Source organism: Enterococcus sp. (genome assembly GCF_022711995.1).
Lineage (GTDB): Bacteria > Bacillota > Bacilli > Lactobacillales > Enterococcaceae > Enterococcus_D.
The window spans coordinates 1-15,361 of record NZ_JALAHI010000133.1; the positions used below are offsets into that span (position 1 = coordinate 1).

12 protein-coding genes and 1 pseudogene are annotated in these 15,361 nt (G+C 38.1%); 11 read left to right on the plus strand and 2 right to left on the minus strand.

Going from position 1 to position 15,361, the window contains the following annotated elements; translation table 11 throughout:
- The 5 genes from Q0A12_RS13340 to Q0A12_RS13360 all read left to right on the plus strand — a co-directional run.
- The coding region (locus Q0A12_RS13340) for a TrmB family transcriptional regulator sugar-binding domain-containing protein (protein ID WP_291293128.1) at nucleotides 1-533 on the plus strand (533 nt) is incomplete at its 5' end.
- 15 nt (nucleotides 534-548) lie between these two features.
- Nucleotides 549-1,427: a sulfite exporter TauE/SafE family protein gene (locus tag Q0A12_RS13345; RefSeq protein ID WP_291293129.1), complete on the plus strand. Its 879-nt coding sequence runs from the start codon at nucleotides 549-551 to the stop codon at nucleotides 1,425-1,427.
- A gap of 12 nt (nucleotides 1,428-1,439) precedes the next feature.
- Nucleotides 1,440-2,420, plus strand: coding sequence for an ornithine cyclodeaminase family protein (locus Q0A12_RS13350; protein WP_291293130.1), 981 nt, complete (start codon nucleotides 1,440-1,442; stop codon nucleotides 2,418-2,420).
- A gap of 325 nt (nucleotides 2,421-2,745) precedes the next feature.
- On the plus strand, nucleotides 2,746-4,629 hold the full coding sequence (locus Q0A12_RS13355; RefSeq protein ID WP_291293131.1) for a VaFE repeat-containing surface-anchored protein: 1,884 nt from the start codon (nucleotides 2,746-2,748) through the stop codon (nucleotides 4,627-4,629).
- 87 nt (nucleotides 4,630-4,716) lie between these two features.
- Entirely contained in the window at nucleotides 4,717-5,331 is a 615-nt protein-coding gene (locus tag Q0A12_RS13360) for a MerR family transcriptional regulator (RefSeq protein WP_291293132.1), read from the plus strand.
- Between the two features lie 177 nt (nucleotides 5,332-5,508).
- On the opposite strand, the gene Q0A12_RS13365 is transcribed toward Q0A12_RS13360, so the two are convergent.
- Nucleotides 5,509-6,159 carry an SDR family oxidoreductase gene (locus tag Q0A12_RS13365; RefSeq protein WP_291293133.1) on the minus strand — a complete coding sequence of 217 codons (651 nt, stop codon included), beginning with the start codon at nucleotides 6,157-6,159 and terminating at the stop codon, nucleotides 5,509-5,511.
- A gap of 464 nt (nucleotides 6,160-6,623) precedes the next feature.
- Here Q0A12_RS13365 and Q0A12_RS13370 point away from each other — a divergent pair, with 464 nt between their 5' ends.
- Nucleotides 6,624-7,106 (plus strand): phage tail protein, encoded by a 483-nt coding sequence (locus tag Q0A12_RS13370; RefSeq protein ID WP_227760752.1) that lies wholly within the window; start codon nucleotides 6,624-6,626, stop codon nucleotides 7,104-7,106.
- 176 nt (nucleotides 7,107-7,282) lie between these two features.
- Nucleotides 7,283-8,494: an acyltransferase gene (locus Q0A12_RS13375; RefSeq protein WP_291293134.1), complete on the plus strand. Its 1,212-nt coding sequence runs from the start codon at nucleotides 7,283-7,285 to the stop codon at nucleotides 8,492-8,494.
- 14 nt (nucleotides 8,495-8,508) lie between these two features.
- Here Q0A12_RS13375 and Q0A12_RS13380 read toward each other — a convergent pair whose 3' ends face one another.
- Entirely contained in the window at nucleotides 8,509-8,718 is a 210-nt protein-coding gene (locus Q0A12_RS13380) for a hypothetical protein (RefSeq protein WP_291293135.1), read from the minus strand.
- A gap of 531 nt (nucleotides 8,719-9,249) precedes the next feature.
- On the opposite strand from Q0A12_RS13380, the gene cas9 reads away from it, so the two are divergent.
- The 4 genes and pseudogenes from cas9 (at nucleotide 9,250) to csn2 (ending at nucleotide 15,108) form a co-directional block, all read left to right on the plus strand.
- Nucleotides 9,250-13,257 carry a type II CRISPR RNA-guided endonuclease Cas9 gene (gene cas9, locus Q0A12_RS13385; protein WP_291293136.1) on the plus strand — a complete coding sequence of 1,336 codons (4,008 nt, stop codon included), beginning with the start codon at nucleotides 9,250-9,252 and terminating at the stop codon, nucleotides 13,255-13,257.
- Nucleotides 13,258-14,118: pseudogene (gene cas1, locus Q0A12_RS13390) on the plus strand (type II CRISPR-associated endonuclease Cas1).
- 2 nt (nucleotides 14,119-14,120) lie between these two features.
- Nucleotides 14,121-14,462, plus strand: a complete 342-nt coding sequence (gene cas2, locus Q0A12_RS13395) for a CRISPR-associated endonuclease Cas2 (protein WP_227760757.1) — start codon at nucleotides 14,121-14,123, stop codon at nucleotides 14,460-14,462.
- Nucleotides 14,449-15,108 carry a type II-A CRISPR-associated protein Csn2 gene (gene csn2 / locus Q0A12_RS13400; RefSeq protein ID WP_231475691.1) on the plus strand — a complete coding sequence of 220 codons (660 nt, stop codon included), beginning with the start codon at nucleotides 14,449-14,451 and terminating at the stop codon, nucleotides 15,106-15,108. The genes cas2 and csn2 overlap by 14 nt, the downstream gene beginning before the upstream one ends.
- Nucleotides 15,109-15,361 lie beyond the last annotated feature (253 nt).

The window sequence follows — 15,361 nt, forward strand, 5'->3', positions numbered from 1 at the left end:
CTTTTCTTACCCAAAATCTAGGGATGATCAAAGAAAAAGATGAAGAAGAAATGCTGTGGAAAGTTGATGGCATCGAGTATGTTCTGGATAAAGCAGAGCATTTGGTGAAAAACGCAAAAGAAAGTTTGCTCATCCAAGTTTGGCATGAGAATCTCACGGATTCACTGCTAAAGGCGTTGCAGCAGGCTGAAAAAAGAGTCGATAAGTTTGTACTGATTTTATTCAGTTCTACCCATGAATATGATCTTCCCTTAGAAAAGTATTACATTCATGGTTTTGAAACAGACAAACTCGCTGACTTTGGGGCAAGATGGATCAACATCGTCGCCGATGAGCAAGAAGTCGTGTTTGGCACCATTAACGAAGAACTGCAATCAACCGATGTCACTTGGACAAAAAACCACGCCATGGTCAATCTAGCAAAAGAATATGTCAAACATGATGCATATACACTAAAAGTGATTGCAGAATCTTCTGAAGAACTTAAAGCAAAATATGGTGAGGACTTTGAGGGAATCAGAAAGATTTACTAGTAGGAGGAAATTTTTATGATTCGGAATATTTTGCTGGCACTAATTGTCGCAATCAATCTATATTTTATTATTTACTTTCTAAGAGACCTTTTCAAAAACAAACAAAATTTCAAAGAAGAGCCAGGGGATATGCGTCTGTTGCCCTTCACGTCATTTATCACCTTCTTTCTTTCAACATTTGGCGTTTCCGACTTTGCCATCGGAACTGTCCTTTATCCGAAGTTGAAGTGGGTCAGCATGAAAAAACTACCCGGAACGTTGAATACTCAATGTGTCGTACCGGTAGCCGTCATGGCATTGTCTTATATCACTGCCATCAATGTAGGGATCAAGACATTAGCAGTTTGTATCATCTGCCAAATTATTGGTGCATACTTAGGCCCAAGATTTGTCGTGAAATTGCCAGAACGGACCATTAAATTATTCGTTGGGGTTGGATTAGTCATTGCCGCATTGTTGATTTTTGCAGGACAAATGAACTGGATTCCATCAAACGGAACAGCCAGTGAATTGTATGGCGGAAAATTGATCTTGGCAGGATTTTTACTCTTTGTCTATGGTGCATTGAACAATATCGGTATTGGTTCTTATGCATTAACAATGGTAACTGTCTACTTGCTAGGCTTGAATCCAGTTGCAGCCTTTCCTATTATGATGGGTGCTTGTACCTTCTCAGTACCGATCGGCAGTGTTCAATTCATTAAATTTGATGAATATAGCAGAAAAATCACACTCTTCACTTCGATATTTGGTGTGTTAGGGGTGTTGGTCGCTGTATTCCTAGTCAAATCTTTAGATACCTATGTCTTGAAATGGATCGTAATTTTGGTCTTACTATACAGTGCATACACAATGTTGGGTAGTCAATTAAAAAAAGTTTCAGCAGCTAATTAAGGAGCGATTCAAATGTTATTTCTTAAAAAAGAAGATATTATCAAAAGTTTCTCAATGAGAGAAGCCATCGATGCAGACAAAAAAGCATTGTCATTGTATTCAGCAGGAAAGGCAAGTGTGCCTCTTCGCACCAATATCGATGTGCCAAAAAGCAACGGACAAAGCTTATATATGCCAGCTTATGTAGAAGGTGGCGAAGGTGCGTTAGGTGTCAAAATCGTTTCCGTGTATCCTGAAAACATCAAGAAAAACTTACCAAGTGTACCAGCCACGATGATCGTCCTTGATCCAGAAACGGGTATGGTATCCGCTTGTTTGGATGGTACCTATTTGACACAATTGAGAACAGGCGCTGTTCAAGGAGCAGCAACAGAACTTCTTGCAAGAGAAGATGCTAAAATCGGCGCATTGATCGGAACCGGCGGACAAGCACAGTCGCAATTAGAAGCGATGTTGACGGTTCGTAAATTAGAAGAAGTTCGGATTTTTGATATTGATTTTGACCGTGCCAGCCAATTTGCTGAAGAAATGATGCAACAATTTTCTGTAACGATGCGCCCAACAAAAACCAGTCAAGAATGCGTTGAAGGAGCAGATATCATTACAAGTGTGACCACTTCAAAACGTGCAACATTCTCTGCTGAATGGGTCAAAAAAGGTGCACACATCAATGGAGTGGGTGCTTACACACCGGAAATGTGTGAAATTCCACGAGAAATCATCAAAGCCGCGGATGTGGTTATCTTTGATACCATGGACGGTGTTCTAAAAGAAGCCGGGGACTTCATTTCACCGCTGCAAGATGGGTATGTTCAAAGAGACAGCTATCAAGGGGAACTAGGACAACTGATCAATGGGGAATTGGTCGGCCGGACCAGTGAAGAGCAAATCACGATCTTCAAAACAGTCGGCTCTGCAGTGCTAGATGTGGTAGTTGCGGCAGAAATCGTGAAGAAAGCCAAAGAAAATCATTTAGGGGAAATGTTGAATTAAGAGAAGCCTGCTTTCAAGTTGTTTCTTAAAGAAACAGCAAGACAAATGGTGTAAATCAAGATGATTTCACAAGACGAATGTTGTTTACCACTATCGTTTAAATACTAAGAAAACATACTAAGATTAGAGGGTAGAGTCAGTGACGGCTGATTCTACCCTCTAATCTTAGTATGTTTTTTGTATAGCTTAGAACCAGTCAAGAAGGTTTTAGGCACTTGTCAGAAAGTTAGTCTTGCATGTGACGTAACGTAATAGGGTATTGTTTAGGTATAAAAATGAAGAAAGGAGTCTAAAAAACTAAACCAACAGAATAGGAGAGTGCAGGATGAAAAACAGGTATAAAATTGTTCGTATTTTGTTCACGGTGTTCTTGATTGCCAGCGGAGTCATGACATTGGGACGTACGGTTTTAGCAGATGTTGGAGAACAAATTCAAGTGCAAAAGGTGAAGCCTTTGGACGACATGGATGTAAATCTTAAGAACTGGGCAGATTATTCTGAAGAAAATAAAATGTCATTGGTGAAAAATGCCAGCACTGGAGAAGCTGTATTTTGTATAGAACCCAAAAAAGACTATCCCTCTAATGGCAGCTATTTGACAGTAAAGAGCCGCTTAGAGAATAAAACAGTTGCTAACTTAATTTTGAATTATCAAAATCAAAAAGAGTATATTTCTTCTTTAGATGAAGATGCCCAGTACGCAGCAACCCAATGTGCCATTTTTTATGTGGTTGCTGGAGAGCAAGACGATTTAATGGTTGATCCAGTTGTAGAAAAGCTGATCGACTATGCCAAGAGTCTGCCAGATCCCATGGAACAGATCAATAATTTTTCTTTTACACTCACACCAGAGCATCAAAACATGCAAAAAGACAAAGATTACTATACCGCAACTTATGCACTCAACACAGAGGCTGCTACCCTCTCAGAATCACAAGTGGCGATTACGAGTAATGACCCAGAAGCGCAAGCCAAAGTCGACTATCGGCTCAAAGACAAGACAGTAGAAATCCGTTTGCCTGCAGACGTAGTGGATCAAGCCCAAAAGAACATTGCATTTACTCTTACACTAACAGGAAAACTGACAGGCACACTACAATTAGCGGGATATTTGGCGCCCGAACAAGCCTCAAGACAACACATGGCCTCCCAGCAGGCGTTTCAACTTACGAGTGATAAACGTTATTCAGCACAGGTACAAGCAACGCTGGAAAAACCAGTGCTGCCTGTTGAAGTACCTGCCATCCAAACGCAAGCCACCAATGGGGCAAAGGGTACAAAGGAAATTCCCGCAGAAAAGACCACGATCAAGGATCAAATCAGCTATCAACATTTGATCCCGGGTAAAGAGTATCAATTAAGCGGACTTTTAATGGATCAAGCCTCTGGCAAGCCACTGCTTATTGCCGGCAAAGAAGTGCAGGCAACGAAAGCTTTCACACCAACTCAAGCCACAGGTGAAGAAACCGTCACTTTTACACTTGATGCCACAACGTTGGCAGGCAAACAACTCGTCGTTTTTGAAACACTGACACAAGAAGGCAATGAAGTCGCCAAGCATCAAGATATTAATGATGACAAACAGACGGTGAGCGTAGACAAACCACCAACACCAGTCGAATCACCAACTATCAAAACCGAAGCTACCAATGGCAAAGATGGCACCAAACAGATTTCTGCAGAAAAGGTTGAGATCAAAGATCAAGTCAGGTATGACCATTTGATTCCCGGCAAAAACTATCAATTAAGCGGACTTTTAATGGATAAAGCCAGCGGCAAGCCATTGCTTATTGCTGGCAAAGAGGTGCAAGCAACGAAAGCCTTCACACCAAGTCAAGCCACAGGTGAAGAAACCGTCAGCTTTACCCTCGACGCCACAACATTGGCAGGCAAACAACTCGTGGTCTTTGAAACACTGACACAAGAAGGCAATGAAGTCGCCAAACATCAAGATATCAATGATGACCAACAAACCGTGACCGTAGCGGATCCGCCAACCATTGTCCAACCAACAACCAGCAGAACACAAGTCACACATGACAAAGAGGGCACCAAACAAGTTCCAGCAACGAGCTCTTCCCAGCGCAGACTTCCAAAAACAGGAGAGACCCCCGCCCATTATCTCGTGGTTCTTGGTATCGGTTTGATTTTTAGCGTGTCATTCATTATAGTATTCACTAATAAAAGAAAAAATCGGAAAAAGAAGTAAGGAGAACAAAGAGTCCAGTGCTAGGTGCAAAAAGAATAGAGGAGTCATTCCTGTTCTTTTGTCCATGATTGTAAGAGTAGTCTGTAGATGGAGGTGGCGGTCATCATATCTATAACGGAACTAACCAAAATTTTCAAAATAACTACGAGAACCATTCGTTACTATGAGGAAATTGGCTTGATCGAAAAAGCTACAAGAATCGGCGGTATTCGCCATTATAGTAGAGAACCTGTCCTAGAGCGAATCAATGACATCTTCTTTTTGAAATCATTGGGGTATAAACTGTCTTATGTCAAACTGATTTTGAATAATTCGTTTTATGTAAAACCGATACTGGTGAATATTCGTTTAAGTCTACTTTATAAACAAATCAATACTCTGCATGCAGAAATCATTGAGTTAAAGAAATACTTGGATAAGTATGACTGGCCCGAGGTTTCTATAGAGAATATCTTACTCTTAGAGGATATGGAGGAAAGAAGTGCCGAGCTATTGGCGCTGGAAAAAGCGATCATGGAAGAACCGCAGATCACCAAAAAGGATATCCTATCGATTGTCAGTTGTTATAAAGAGTGGCATCAAACAATCGGATTTAATCTCACGGAAGATCATTTGACAGTCATTGCCAGCAATCCGGAGATTCAGTTCCAAAATGAGAAGGTCAAAGAAATTTTTCAAAAATACTTGGAACAAAAAAAGTGAGAAAAACAGCAGCTAATCCTTTTTTGGGATAAGGGAATCAATGTCTGCTTTGGCATCGTTAAACATAAAAAACGCTGGCCAACCATACCAGCCAAACAAAGGGATGCCTGCCAGAATTGTCGAAAAGACTCATTCAGGCAGACATCCCTTCGGTAGTAAGTAAGGAAACAACCGAATTTAAAGAGTTGCAATCGCTTCAGAGATCGGTGTGTCTCCAGCGATGACTTCAAATTCTTTACCAATGCTGTGGTCATTTTCCAATACAGCGATCAATGTGGCAGCAACATCTTCCCGGGGAATTGAGCCAAACTCGTTGCGCTTGCCGGCTTTGACGGTGCCTGTTCCTTGATCGTCTGTCAAACCACCGGGATGGAGGATGGTCCAATCCAAGTTTGTGCGAGTTCTCAGCCATTCATCTGCATAATATTTGGCGATCGTATAAGGCTGCAAACTGTTTTGCTTCAACAGTTCTTCCCGATCATTTCTGAAAGTGCTGACCATGACGAAGCGTTTGACGCCAGCTTGCTTCGCCGCTTCCATAGCTTTGACGGCGCCATCTAAATCGACGGCTATTGTTTTTTCTAATCCTTTACCGCCAGCACCTGCGCTGAAGATTATTGTATCCACATCCTTCGCAGCTTCTGCGATCGTTTCAATCGAACTGGAAGCCAAATCCAGTAGCACCGTCTCGATTCCCCTTGCTTCAAAGAAAGGAACTTGTTCTGGATTGCGAATCAAGGCTTTTTCTTTGATTTGCGGATGATCTTTCAGCTGATCGGCAAAATGCTGACCAACTTTACCAAATGCACCAATAAATAAAACCTTCATAGTAATTCTCCTTTTTGAAAGGGCAATGACTTAAGCCTACCAACGAAGAAAATAACTAAAGGATAGAGGGATTCCTGCTGTCTTTCAGTCGGCTTTCGTTGCCATCTGACAAGAACTTCTGATCTGGCTGCTTTTGTCAAAGCACTTCTACCTGTATTTTTTCTTCCACAAAGTTGAAAAGGCGAAAGAAAGTTTGCTTTGTGCCAACCTAAGCTAGTTTAAGCTGGCTGAATCAAAGGGTCTGTATAGCAAGCATAGCATGCATCCTTTGATCCGACAAACAATGACCACTAGCTCCTAGCCATCACTGATCGATAGACCATTGGCCTTTGAGAACTATTTCTCAAGCAAGCGCATCACTTAGAATTCCTGAAGAGTGTTATAATCAACCCATCAAATGGAGAGTAAGCCTGTCGCAAAGCACGCCTCTCAGTGCTTACTTCAATAACGTAAGGAGAATAAAAATGGCCTACGAAGTAGATTTTAAACATGTCGCAACAGTTGGACTGGAAACATCGCCAGTAGCAGAAAAGTTAGCAGGTCTGCGGGCAAATGAAGCACGGTACTTTTGGAACAAATACAAGCACGTGTATACCACCTACCCAGCTGCTGAAAAACCAGAATTGGTGGCGCTGATCAACCGAGTTTTAAAAGAAGAACGTGATCTGGTCTTTGAATCCCCAATTCTTGAAGTAGCCCTTTACGAAGATGACGCCCTTTTTTGGCCAGAGTTCTATTATGAAAATGGGTTGGTCCTTAATTTACTCTATGAAAAACAAGCAACCAGTGAAGGCAAGCCGCCGAAACGGGCCGTAGGTATCAAACTGTCAGAAGGGATGCCGGTTCCGGCTGAGCTAGAAGGAAAATTTAAATTCGCTCGCCAACGGTCAAAACTTGCTGGCGAGATTCGCGGCTCCTTTTTTGTTGTAAAGCAAGAATGGTTGTAAACAATTGGAAAAGCTTTAAAACTTGCGTCATTCTTCATGGAAGGATGTAACGAGTTTTAAAGTTTTTTGTTTTTTTACCCATGGAGAAGTTCAGACTTACGGTTGACAACATTTTTTCTCTGCTGTGATATATTTATGCTGAAAAAATAAATGTATGCCGATTGATGGAGGATAGAATGGAAAAAAGAACAAGTTATCCAGCAGTGGATCTAATGAAATATGCCGGTTCTATCATGGTTATTATGATTCATTGTGAACCCCTTATTCCTCAATCGGAGATCAACTTTTTTATAAAGAATATTATCTGTCGTATTGCAGTACCTTTCTTTTTCGTTAGCAGTGCCTTTTTCCTTCGTAAAGGGATGCAGACAAGACCAGAATATTTAAAAAAATATTTAATGAGATTGCTCAAATCGTACATCCTCTGGAGCATTCTTTTTCTTCCGATGGGGATAGATTGGATCTATCAAAATCAGCCCGTACCAATCGAGTTATTTCCGGCAGCTTTACTTGTTGGATTCGTCCACATCGGTACCTATTATCATTTGTGGTACATTTCAGCATTTATCCTTTCTGTCGTTTTTATCGTCAATTTGTTGAAACGTTTTTCATATCAAATCGTGTTTGGCCTCTCACTAGTTCTGTATCTATTTGGAAGTTTAGAAACCTACTATGGTCTTTTACCATCAGGCTGGTTCAAAGATTTCTTTGATCTGGTGATTAGGCTAACATTTACGACTAGAAATGGTCTGTTCTTTGGCATGATCTTCACGCTTATTGGCTTTTTCATCTATGACAATCGGAAAAAATTATCCCGAATAGAAAAACACAGCACAAGTTTTCTTTGGTTCTTTGGAAGTTTGTTTGTATTGGAAGGCCTGTGGCTTTTTCACATCAGAAGACTGGATATGAATTTTATATGGATGCTCGTGCCGTTGAGTTTTTTCTTGTTCCTTTGGCTGCTATCAAGAAAACTCAAACAGCGGCCCTATCTAAAAAAATTACGGGAACGATCACACTATTACTATTTTATCCATCCAATCTGTATCGTTTTGGTGGAAGAGACCGGTAAAGCATTTAAGCTAAGCTTGCTATCCTATGGGATGGTCAGCTTTCTAATCATTCTATTCCTTACTCATGGATTTGCTACGGTCTTGATTAATATTCGCAACAGACCGCCAAAACTGTTAAAACCTGCTTTACTGCTAAAAACCCTGTTTACAGGGATAGGCATCACACTGATTTTGGCTGGAGCGTTGTATCAGTTCAAAGTAAGCAGCACCGTGATTAAATTTGAATTTGTCCCTTGTACATGGATCACCGCTAGCTTTTTTTCACTCTTCTTTTTTATGAAGGAGCGAATGATTCATCCTGCAGTTAGGAATTAAGCGGGGTGTCTTTGCTAGTTGCTCGGATCAATTCTTATTTGAGAGAAGATCCGAGTATTTCTTATATTATAACCCGTCTCCTCGTGTGCTTCTGGCCCATCATAGATTGCTTCTTTTTCCTCAAATTTGCCGCCAAAGGAATCCCAGAGGGACAAATTATTTCTTTCTGCCAACAATATCAGATTGTTAGAAATAGTGATATTAAAGACACCAACTGTTTCCATCTTTACAATCCTTTGTGGCTTTCATTTTAGTAAAAGAAGATAAGACGATCAATTGTTTGGATTTTTCAATTAGGGGTTCATGATTATTCAGCAGTGTAGAGAGGAGCTGGAGAATGAGGTAAAAGGTCTAGTCTAAAGTTGAAAGGGTGACGAGACGAGAGGATTTCTCTGTCTCCTAATTGTTGTACTATGTAGTGGTCTTTTTGAAAAAACGAGGAACAGCAACCAATAGGAAACAAAATATGAATAAGGCTGATAAATTAGTTGGTACCCTTGAATATTTCCGGTAAAAACATAATTTATCTCTAATAACTCTATTATTTAATAATAAATCTGATATTATTTTATTAAGTAGATGCTGAGGGAAGAAACACACTTTATAAAGCACAAAAAAAGCGCCGAAACAGCGCCACTTAAAAAGTTGAGTACGGACTAAGCCTTATTTTAACTTGCTATGTTGTTTTGAATACTTCCAACAAGATAATTATAGCAAAAGAATCAAAAGAAAGAAAGGACTATTGGAGGGGACAGATGAAAAAAGAATACACCATTGGACTAGATATTGGCACGGCTTCAGTGGGATATGCAGTGCATTATGAAAACTACGAGCTAGTTAAAAAAAACATGAGAATCAAAGGAAATGGTCAGAAGAAAAAAGTCAAAAAGAATTTTTGGGGAGTTCGCCTTTTTGATGCAGGTGAAACAGCTGAAGCGACAAGAATGAAACGAACAGCAAGACGTAGATACACAAGACGTCATAATCGAATCAAGTATCTTCAAGAACTGTTTGCTGAAGAAATGATGCAACTGGATGCCCAGTTTTTTCATCGTTTAGAAGAAAGTTTTTTTGTACCAGAGGATAAAAAGAATGAACGCCATCCGATATTTGGGACGATTCAGGAAGAAATTGCTTATCATGACGCTTTTCCCACTATCTATCATTTAAGAAAAAAATTAGCTGATTCTCACGAACAAAGTGATTTACGATTGGTTTATTTAGCGATCGCTCACATCATTAAATATCGCGGAAATTTTTTGATTGAAGGAACGCTGGATGTTGAAAATACCTCTGTCAGTGAAAATTTCCAACGATTTTTGCAGGCTTATAATCGCACATTTTCTCTCCAGAGCGATGGAAGTTTGATCAATCCTATCTCTGAAACCATTGAAATTGGCGAGCTGCTTCAAGCAAAACTCTCGCGTCAAAAAAAAGCAGAAGCAATTTTGAAAACGTTCCCTTTGGAAAAATCTACGGGTGATTTCATGCAATTTTTGAAATTGATCGTTGGTAATCAAGGGAATTTCAAAAAAACATTTGGATTAGTCGAAGACTTCAAATTACAATTTTCAAAAGAAGATTATGAAGAAAAACTGGAAGAACTACTTGGTATGATTGGAGACGATTATGCGGAATTGTTCATAGCAGCGAAAGGTGTTTATAATGCTATTGAACTTTCGGGAATTCTAACCATTAAGGATCCAACTTCGAAAGCGAAATTGTCTGCCAGTATGGTTCATCGCTATCAAGAACATCAAGAGGACTTAAAAAAATTCAAGCGATTCATTCGCGAAAACCTCCCGGAAAAGTATTTTGAAATTTTTAGTGATGAAACTAAGAATGGTTATGCTGGCTATATTGACAATGGAGTGAAGCAAGAAGATTTTTATAAGTATCTAAAGAAACACTTAGAAAAAGTGGAAGGCGCAGCATATTTCTTAGACAAAATCGATAAAGAAGATTTTTTGAGGAAACAGCGAACATTTGATAATGGTGTGATCCCTCATCAAGTTCATCTAGAGGAACTAAAAGCCATCATTGGAAAACAAGGCAAGCACTATCCTTTTTTAATTGAGAATAAGGAAAAAATTGAGCAGTTGCTTACTTTTCGGATTCCCTATTATGTAGGGCCTTTATCTCAAGGCGCAAGTCGATTTGCATGGATAAGCAGAAAAAGTGATGGGGCGATTCGACCTTGGAATTTTAACGATAAAGTTGATGAAGGAAGAACTGCCGCTGATTTTATTGAAAGAATGACAAATTATGATCAGTATCTTCCTCAAGAAAAAGTTTTGCCAAAGCATAGTATGCTTTACGAGAAATTTACTGTTTATAATGAATTAACAAAAGTATCATATATCGATGATCGTGGAATCACACAAAATTTTTCAAGTATTGAAAAACAAGAAATTTTCAATGAACTCTTCAAAAAAAATCGCAAAGTCAAAGTAAAAGATTTAGAAGAATTTTTGAGAAACCAATATATGATAGAGGTCTCCCAGATAACGGGAGTTGAAAAAGTCTTTAATGCGAGCTTTGGTACCTATCATGATTTATTAAAAATTGGGGTATCAAAAGAAATGTTAGACGATCATGCCAATGAAAAAATGTTTGAAGAAATCATCAAAATTTTAACAGTTTTTGAAGACCGGAAGATGATCCATGAACAATTAGGTCATTATTCAGATCACTTTGATCCAAAAGTTCTTAAAAATTTAGAACGCCGCCATTATACAGGATGGGGTAGGTTGTCAGCTAAGCTGATTCATGGAATTCGCGATAATCAGTCAAAGAAAACCATTTTAGAATATCTGATGAAAGATGATGCAATGCCTAAGAACAAAAATAGGAATTTTATGCAATTAATCAATGATGACTCTTTATCCTTTAAAGAATATCTTGCAAAAGAAAAAACTTTTGAAGGAGAAGAAAGCACACACGAAATCGTTAAAACGCTAGCTGGAAGCCCGGCAATCAAAAAGGGAATTTTACAAAGTTTAAAAATTGTTGATGAAATTGTTGATATCATGGGGTATGCGCCAAAAGATATTGTGGTTGAAATGGCTAGAGAGAACCAATCTACAGCTAGAGGCAGAGACAAATCGAAAGAACGAAGAAGAGTATTGGAAGAATCTCTCAAAGAAATGAAAGACAATATTCTGTTAGTACATCCTTTGGATCAAGTTGACTTGAAAAAGGATCGCTTGTTTTTATATTACCTTCAAAACGGAAAAGATATGTATACAGGGATGGATCTGGATATCAGTCAATTGTCTAAGTATGATATCGACCACATCATCCCTCAAAGCTTTATCAAAGATGATTCAATAGACAATTTAGTTTTGGTAAGTTCGAGCACCAATCGCAATAAGTCAAATGATGTTCCTAGTAATGAAATCGTCAACCGAATGAAGCCTTATTGGAATCAGCTGAAAAATGCAAAATTGATCAGTCAAAGAAAATATGACAATTTAACTAAGATTGAGCGTGGGGGTCTAACTGACGAAGATAAAGCACATTTTATTAAGCGACAGCTAGTTGAAACCCGTCAAATCACAAAGAATGTGGCACAAATTTTGCATCAAAAATTCAATCCTTCAAGTCAAGAAAATGAAGAGCAAGCAACGAGGATCATTACACTGAAAGCAAGTTTAACTAGCCAGTTTCGACAAATTTTTAATTTGTATAAAGTGCGAGAAATCAATGACTTTCATCATGGACATGATGCTTATTTGAATGGTGTGGTGGCAAATGCATTATTAAAAGCATACCCAAACTTGGAAGCTGAATTTGTATATGGAGACTATCATAAGTTCAATTTTTATCAAGAGAACAAAGCAACAGCCAAAAAAGAGTTTTATAGTAATCTGATGCATTTTTTTAGATATCAAGATCCTAAAATCAATGAAGATGGCGAAATAGTTTGGGGACAAAAGGATATTTCCACTGTAAAAAAAGTGATGAACTATCGTCAAATGAATATTGTGAAAAAGACGGAGATTCAAGCAGGTGGATTTTCAAAAGAGTCGATTAAACCTAAAAGCGACTCGCCTAAGTTGATTGAACGAAAAAGAGGATGGGACACCCAAAAATATGGCGGGTTTGATAGTCCCAATATAGCTTACACTATTGTGATAACCCATGAAAAAGGAAAAAATAAAAAAATCGCCCAAACAATCCTAGGTATTACAATTATGGAACAAAAAAAATTCGAAGAAAATGAGATTCAGTTTCTAATAGATAAAGGCTTTTCTAACCCAAAAGTGGCAGTCAAATTACCAAAATATACACTTTATGAGTTGGAAAACGGTCGTAGAAGAATGATCTCCAGTGCTTCAGAAGCACAGAAAGGGAATCAAATGATTCTTCCGCAGCATTTGGTGACCCTCCTGTATCATGCGAAACATTGCGATGAACTCGACGAAATCAGCTATACCTATTTGATTGATCACCGTAGCGAGTTTGATGAATTATTTGAAAAAGTAACTGAATTTGCAGATACATTTATCCTTGCCGAAAAAAATATGCAAAAATTGAAGCTGCTCTTTGAAAAAAATCACGAAGCTGATGTTAAAGTTGTTGCGCAATCTTTTTTGAATCTAATGAAATTCAATGCAATGGGTGCACCCTCTGATTTTACGTTTTTTGGGGAAGTGATTCCTCGCAAGCGCTATACAAGCATCAAAGAGCTGTTACAGGGAACAGTGATAAATCAGTCAATTACAGGATTGTATGAAACACATTGGAAGTTGAGTGATTAAATGGGCTGGCGAACAATCGTAGTGAATAGTCACTCAAAACTAACATACAAAAATAATCATCTAGTGTATAAAAGCTCCAGTCAAAATGAAATGATTCATCTTTCTGAAATAGATGTCCTTTTATTAGAGACAACAGATATTTTGATTACGACGATGCTGATCAAGCGGTTGGTAGACGAAAACATTTTGATTCTTTTTTGTGATGATAAGCGTCTCCCCATTGGCAAGTTGCTGCCATTTTACGGACGACACGACAGTAGTCTACAACTAAGCCGCCAAATCAATTGGTCCTTTAAACGGAAAAGTATTGTTTGGACAGAGATTATCTCACAAAAAATCCTCAACCAACAGAAGTATCTCTTAGAGTTGAATTTCCAACAAAAAGCAGAGGCCATAAGCAATCTACACAATGAATTAGAGATTTTCGATCCTTCCAATCGTGAAGGGCATGCAGCAAGAATTTATTTTAACACGCTTTTTGGAAATAGTTTTTCGCGAGATTTTGATAATGACATCAATGCAGGCTTGAATTATGGCTATACTTTGCTGATGAGTATTTTTGCAAGGGAAATCGTAAAAAGCGGCTGTATGACTCAATTCGGGTTGAAACATGCAAATCAATTCAATGATTTTAATCTGGCAAGTGATTTAATGGAACCGTTCCGTCCCTTGGTTGATCGCATTATTTTTGAAAATAGAAAGTCAGAGTTTAAAGTCATGAAGCGAGCACTATTCGATTTATTTACTAATAAATATACTTATCATTAGAAAGAAATGTTTTTAACTAATATTATTAGTGATTACACGAAGAAGACTATCAAGGCTTTAAATGAAGAAACAGAAAGGATTCCAGAATTTTAGGTATGAGTTATCGATATATGAGGATGATATTAATGTTTGATATGCCGACGGATACAGCGGATGAGCGAAAAGCATATCGAAAGTTTCGAAAATTTTTATTAAGTGAAGGATTTATCATGCATCAGTTCTCTGTTTATAGTAAACTGTTATTGAATGGAACTGCAGCGAATGCAATGGCTGCTAGACTCAAACAAAATAATCCTAATAAAGGATTAATTACTTTGTTGACAGTGACAGAAAAACAATTTTCACGAATGATTTATTTAAACGGCAGTTATGATACAAGCGTTGGCAATTCGGATGAACGAATTGTTTTTCTAGGTGAAGATTATGCAGAAAATTAATTTTAACCTATTAGATGAGCCAATTGAGATTGAATGTGCAACTATTTTGACAATTGAAAATACCATGGTCTTTTCTAATTTAGTAAAGTTTTTCTATAGATACGATTCAGAATCTGAATTGCGTATCTTTGATAAAAAGCAGAAAAGCTTGAAAGCTGCTGAGTTAATGCTAGTCACCGATATTTTGGGCTATGAGTTGAATTCACCGTCTATGTTAAAATTGATCTATAATGATTTGGAGCAACAACTCAATGAAAAGCCTGAAGTAAAATCAATGATTGATAAACTTTCAGCTACGATAAGTGAATTAATCAATTACGAGCTTTTAGAATATGAGTTAGATTTAGAGAGTGACGAAATTACCATGATCGAATTATTCAAGTCGCTAGGAATTAAGATTGAAACAAAAAGTGATACGATTTTTGAAAAAATGATTGAGATCATTCAAGTATTTAAAAATCTCACCAAAAAACGGTTACTAGTCTTTGTGAATAGTTGTTCTTATTTAACAAAGGAGGAACTCGTTGAACTGAACCAGTATGCTTCTCTATATGGAGTAGATACACTCTACTTAGAACCAAGAAAAGTTGAGGGAATGAAACAATACATTCTTGATGAAGATTATTTCTTAGAAGTATGTGAGTGATATCCTTCTAACATTGTTCCTTGATAAATGAATAAAGTTCGAATTTATGAAGCATTCAAAGCTGAAATCTTGCTATGGATGAGTAGCGCGATTACGAAATCTTTCAAGAAAAATTTTTCTACGAGGTTTTAGAGCTATGCTGTTTTGAATGCTTCCAAAACACAGTTAAATAGCCTTTTGGACATATATGAGTTTTAGAGCTATGCTGTTTTGAATGCTTCCAAAACCTTGTTCAAGAATATCCCTAAAATTC

Coding starts and splice junctions, on each gene's coding strand:
- Q0A12_RS13380 (WP_291293135.1), bottom strand. CDS start 8,718: ATGGAAACAGTTGGTGTCTTTAATATCACTATTTCTAACAATCTGATA.
- cas9 (WP_291293136.1), top strand. CDS start 9,250: ATGAAAAAAGAATACACCATTGGACTAGATATTGGCACGGCTTCAGTG.
- csn2 (WP_231475691.1), top strand. CDS start 14,449: ATGCAGAAAATTAATTTTAACCTATTAGATGAGCCAATTGAGATTGAA.
- cas2 (WP_227760757.1), top strand. CDS start 14,121: ATGAGTTATCGATATATGAGGATGATATTAATGTTTGATATGCCGACG.
- Q0A12_RS13365 (WP_291293133.1), bottom strand. CDS start 6,159: ATGAAGGTTTTATTTATTGGTGCATTTGGTAAAGTTGGTCAGCATTTT.
- Q0A12_RS13375 (WP_291293134.1), top strand. CDS start 7,283: ATGGAAAAAAGAACAAGTTATCCAGCAGTGGATCTAATGAAATATGCC.
- Q0A12_RS13350 (WP_291293130.1), top strand. CDS start 1,440: ATGTTATTTCTTAAAAAAGAAGATATTATCAAAAGTTTCTCAATGAGA.
- Q0A12_RS13360 (WP_291293132.1), top strand. CDS start 4,717: ATGGAGGTGGCGGTCATCATATCTATAACGGAACTAACCAAAATTTTC.
- Q0A12_RS13345 (WP_291293129.1), top strand. CDS start 549: ATGATTCGGAATATTTTGCTGGCACTAATTGTCGCAATCAATCTATAT.
- Q0A12_RS13370 (WP_227760752.1), top strand. CDS start 6,624: ATGGCCTACGAAGTAGATTTTAAACATGTCGCAACAGTTGGACTGGAA.
- Q0A12_RS13355 (WP_291293131.1), top strand. CDS start 2,746: ATGAAAAACAGGTATAAAATTGTTCGTATTTTGTTCACGGTGTTCTTG.